General features: G+C 29.5%; 3 protein-coding genes. 1 reads left to right on the top strand and 2 read right to left on the bottom strand.

From position 1 onward, the window contains the following. Positions 1–347: 347 nt before the first annotated feature. Entirely contained in the window at positions 348–1,298 is a 951-nt protein-coding gene (locus E6A48_RS05480; RefSeq protein ID WP_219709065.1) for a flavodoxin family protein, read from the top strand. A 239-nt stretch (positions 1,299–1,537) separates the two neighbouring features. Here the strand turns inward: E6A48_RS05480 and E6A48_RS05475 are convergent, their stop codons facing one another. Beyond that, positions 1,538–3,487 (bottom strand): methyl-accepting chemotaxis protein, encoded by a 1,950-nt coding sequence (locus E6A48_RS05475; RefSeq protein WP_219709064.1) that lies wholly within the window; start codon positions 3,485–3,487, stop codon positions 1,538–1,540. A 173-nt stretch (positions 3,488–3,660) separates the two neighbouring features. Then, complete coding sequence (locus E6A48_RS05470; protein WP_219709063.1) at positions 3,661–4,206, bottom strand: phosphatase PAP2 family protein; 546 nt, start codon at positions 4,204–4,206, stop codon at positions 3,661–3,663. Positions 4,207–4,276: the final 70 nt, after the last annotated feature.

Below are 4,276 nucleotides of genomic sequence, written 5' to 3'. Positions count from 1 at the left end.
TACATTTACCGTGCGGGAAAGTAGATTATCAGCTTAATTAAATCTTGGGCGGGTGTGCTTTTTTTAATTAGGCAATAAAGAATATTAAAACAATATTTTTTATATAAACACAAAACCTAATAGGGCGGGATTTAAAAAAAATTAATAAAAAAGAACTTAAACATTTTTATATTGATTTTTTTTATTATAACTATATAATGCTTTAATAAGGTAGGGCTTATATTTAATTTCTTAACAAATATAAGATTTCCGATAAACTTCGACAATATCATTTAAAAAAACAAAATACGAAGACTGGCAGCCTATCCAGTAATATAATTTTTTCAATAAAAGGAGACTCATATTTTATGAAAGTTATGGGAATAGTTGCTGGAAGACATAATGGAAACAGCGAAATTTTAGTAAAACAAGCTTTAACAGCTGTAAAAGATGCAGGAGGAGAGGCTATACTTATTAATTTATTTGATTATGATATAAAACCTTGCTCAGGTTGCGAATCATGTACAATAGGCATGGAGAAAGCATTCAAAGAAAAAAAAGAATATAAAGGCTGCATCTACAAAGAAAAAGATGATATGGACAAAATAGTTAATGTTATGAATGAATGCGAAGGTATAATAGTTGGATGCCCTACTTATGATTTGCTTCCTTCTTCATTATATTTATCATTTGCTCAGAGATTTTTGGCTTATGAATTATCATTTAGAATAAAGATAGGACAGGTAAAAAAAGACCCTCACACAGTAGCAGGACTTATTGGAGTGGGAGGCTCTAAACATGATTGGCAGACTATGAGTTTGGAGGGGCTTGCTGCTACAATGTTTACTCAATCTATCATAGTAGTTGATATGTATTTAGCTACAAGCGTTGGAAGACCAGGAAACGTTCTCATACATAAAGACTATTTGGAGAGAGCTTACCAAATGGGCAAAAACATAATTGAAGCAATTAATACACCTGTTGAAGAGAGAAAATGGCTAGGAGACCCTAATTTAGGTTTATGCCCAAGATGTCATTCTTCTTTAATATACCCAGGCGAAGAGCATTGGGACGGAGTTAAGTTTAATTTTGAATGTGCTGTTTGCGGTGTGGGAGGCGATTTAGTAAAAGGAGAAAATGGAAAGTATAAATTTGTGCTTGCTGAAAACGGACTTATAAGAGACAGAAACATTAACGAAGCAAGGGCAGTGCATTTACAAGAGATAATGGAGACAAGAGATAATTTTATGTCTAAAAAGAGCGAAATAGAAGAAGAATATAAAAGATTTAGAGAGATGAAATTTGAAACTATAAAATAGCCGTTAATAAAACCTTTTATATAATAAAAAAGCACTATTTATAATTATTAAATTAATTTTTAAATAGTGCTTTTATTTTTGAGTTTATATTAATTATATTTTGTCTTGTATGTTTTTGTTTTTATTCAACTTTTTCCCGTCGTCAAAGTTTTTGCCCTCCGGGCACGCTTTGCGAAAATGCAATTTTTTTTAACCTATACGAAGAATAAAACTTTTTTACAAAATATAACTATATAATATTATTCTTCCTTTAACTTAAAATATTCTATAGCCTTTATCAAATCCTCTGCCTCATTAAGAAGTGACTGCGAAGCTGAAGTTGCCTCTTCCACTAATGCCGCATTTTGCTGAACTGAAGTATCCATTTGTGTAATCGCAATATTAACCTGACTTATTCCCCTTCCCTGTTCTTGAGCAGCTATATTAATCTTTTCCATTATTGCTGAAGCATCGTCCATCTTTTGAGATATATCATCAAACATCTCTTTAGACTCTTTTACACTTCTAGTAGCTAAATTAATTTTATTAGTGCTGTCTGTAATCAAATCAGTAATATTTTTTACAGACTCCTGAGCATTCTGTGCTAAGTTTCTCACTTCACTAGCAACAACAGCAAATCCCCTTCCCTGCTCTCCTGCTCTAGCTGCCTCTACAGAAGCATTCAAAGCAAGTATATTAGTTTGAAAAGCAATATCCTCTATTAGTTTAGTAATATTTATAATCTTCTCGCTAGCCTCATAAACATCATTCATCTTCTCAACACTGTCTTCTACTATAGTACCTGCTTTCATAAGAGAATTTTTAGCATCAGCAACCATTTGTGTACTTCTAGCAACACCCTCGGCAGATTCTTTTATAGCACTAGCCATCTGATTCATAGATGAAGCAGTCTCTTCCAAACTAGCAGCCTGAGATTCTGTTCTATGCGATAAATCTGTGTTTCCTGATAATACCTGATTTGCAGCAGTTGATACCTGCTCTGCTGAGTTTCTTACAGTATGTACTACCTTATTAAAATTAAGCATAGCCTTGTCCCAGCCTCTTGCAATATCTCCCCATTCATCTTTTCTGTTTTCAAAGCCCTTAGGTATTTCTATAGTTAAATCTCCTGTAGACATTCCTACTATATCTTTTGCTAAAACTGTAATAATGCTAGAAACTGTTTTTCCTATAATGTAAGGAACTATTAAAAATGCTAAAACAACTATCACTATAGAAATAATTATCATTATAGTTCTTATTTCGTTTGAGTCTTTGAATATTATTCTATTTGGAGCGGTGATTTTCAATCCCCAATTTTTACCAGGTATAATATCAACAGGTGTAAACGAATAAGTATAATTCTCTTTTACTGTTTGGCTATAAGTTTGAAATATTACAACCTCATTTTTCATTACTTTATTAAACATATCAAATTTTTGATAATAAGGATATATCTCATCTAAAGTTTTACCTATAAAATAATCCTTATCGCTGTCATATAATATAAGTCCTTTATTATCAAAAAGTGTTGTAGTGGTGCCTTCAAAAAGTTTTATATTAGAAAGCAAACTATATAGAGATTCTACTGATACATCTATGGCAACAACACCTATTACTCTATTATCTGCCTTTATAGGTATAGACCAAATAAAATTCATAGATTTATTATTTGAAGAGGAAGTATAAATATCTGTTATATAATTTGATTTGCTGGCTACAGCAGATGTATAATAATCGCTTTGAAAAATAGTATTATCTAAATGTCCATCTATTAAGTTATCACCATCTCTTGTTACATAATAATTAAAACGTCCATTAGCTTGCATATATTTTTCTGATGTTAAATAATTATTATCATCGTTAAATATATTAGGCTCAAAAGCTATTAATAATTTATTTACTTCTTTTGGAAGAGTACCAAAAAAATTGTAAGCTGCTACCTCATAAAAATTTCTGTTTGATACACCATCTTTATAAAAACCTGCTACGGTATTAGCAAAACCTACTGTTATATCAGCCTCATCATTAATAATAGATTTTAAACTTTCAACTTCCATCGCCGCACTTTGTCTTAATATTTGATATACAAACTCTTTACTCGCATTTCTCACATAAACAATATTTACTACATTGGCAAACACGAGCATTATCACTAGGGGAATTAATATAGAAAAACTTATTTTTAATCGAAGACTTATTTTTTTCATAATATATAAACCTCTTCTTAATAATAAATAATATTAATAAATAATACTAATAAATAGTCTTTACAAATATTTTACTTTTTAAAAATATAAAAGCAAGTATAAATTATTATATTATTGAATTAATATTTAAAAAAAATACAAAAAAAGTACTTAAAAATGGAAAATATATGAATTTATGAAGTAATAAATATTTTTTTATTTATAACAGTATATACAACAAATGAAACAATAATACCCACAAATGCTCCAAAAATAACATCGCTAGCATAATGAACCATCAAATAAACCCTAGAAAAACTTATAATCGAAGCAAGAATTAAAGCTAAAAAGCTATATCTTTTATTAAAGTAAAGAAATATAGGCAAGTAAACAGCAAAAGAAACTGTAGCATGCGAAGATGGGCAGGAGAATGATGTTTCAATATGACTTCCTACAGCTGCCCAATAATCATAATAGTCTGTAATAGGACGCTCTCTTGCTATCAAAGGTTTTAATATAACAGCAGTAATAACAAATGCTATAAAACAACTAACAGCCATATTGATACCGCAGAGTCTAGTTTTTTTAAATATCAAAAAAGCTATTATTATAGCAATTAAAAATAAAGCATCGCCCATATTTGTAATTACTGAGAAAAAATAGTCCAAAAAATTAAAATTATTATGTAAACTGTGTGCAAACTCTATTGCAGAACTGTCCAATTTGTTTATTAAACTCATAAATCAAAATCCATATAAATATTATAAATAAATATAAAACAAAAAATACATAAAACATATTGTCAAATAA

Origin of the sequence: Brachyspira pilosicoli, from assembly GCF_019402445.1 — a bacterium.
GTDB lineage: Bacteria > Spirochaetota > Brachyspiria > Brachyspirales > Brachyspiraceae > Brachyspira > Brachyspira pilosicoli_B.
The sequence above is the reverse complement of the archived record's forward strand: the minus strand, read 5'-3'. Positions and strand labels throughout refer to the sequence as shown.

What these genes read in the sequence shown, in the direction of transcription:
- E6A48_RS05480 (WP_219709065.1), top strand. Translation starts at nt 348, where the DNA reads ATGAAAGTTATGGGAATAGTTGCTGGAAGACATAATGGAAACAGCGAA.
- E6A48_RS05475 (WP_219709064.1), bottom strand. Translation starts at nt 3,487, where the DNA reads ATGAAAAAAATAAGTCTTCGATTAAAAATAAGTTTTTCTATATTAATT.
- E6A48_RS05470 (WP_219709063.1), bottom strand. Translation starts at nt 4,206, where the DNA reads ATGAGTTTAATAAACAAATTGGACAGTTCTGCAATAGAGTTTGCACAC.